Source organism: Polaromonas sp. P1_G2 (genome assembly GCF_056405515.1).
The window spans coordinates 1-661 of sequence record NZ_JBFUBY010000650.1 but is presented as its reverse complement, the minus strand read 5'-3'; the positions used below and the strand labels follow the sequence as shown (position 1 = coordinate 661).

Genomic DNA, 661 nt, shown 5'->3' with positions numbered 1-661 from the left:
CGTGTGAACTGACATCGTGGAAATTGACGCCGAGCAAGGTGATCGTGTCGCCGTGGCCGAAGTCGATCAACGTGTTATGTCCGGTTGCCTCGATCGTATAGTGCTCGTCGGCGGTGATGCCGATCAGATCGTGGCCGGRGCCCTTGGCATCGAAATCGGTGATGACGTCTTTGCCGTCGCCCTTGAAGAAGAGGAACGTGTCTGCGCCGGCGCCCCCCGTCAGACGGTCATTGCCCTTGTTGCCCTGGATGTCGTCGTCGCCGAAGCCGCCGCTGATCTTGTCATTGCCCTTGAGGCCGAGCAGGCTGTCGCCGAACAGTGTGCCCTGGATCGTGTCGTTGCCTGCCAACATCTTGCTGAGCAGCGCGTCGACGCCCTTCGTGGAGTAGACCTGGAAAAGCGTTGCAGCATCATAATTCCCTTCGATGATCGCCAGCGGTTGGTCATCACTGATTTGGAACTTGATCTGCGTGATCGTGCCGGTGAGAAGCTGGCCACGGTCGTCATAGGTGAAGCCGCTGCCTTGAAAGAGCACGCCGTCGCTGGTTTCACTGTCGAGATAAAACGCTTCACGCGGAGCCTGATCTTCGGTGGCCAGGATCAGGCCAGCGTAGAAGCTCCCAAGGTCGCCGTGATCGCTCAGTGCTTCGCCATATTGGAG

At 58.8% G+C, this 661-nt stretch carries 1 protein-coding gene; it reads right to left on the bottom strand.

The annotated features are described in order from the left end of the window. The coding region (locus AC1D0P_RS26735; protein ID WP_477679494.1) for a calcium-binding protein at nucleotides 1-661 on the bottom strand (661 nt) is incomplete at both ends.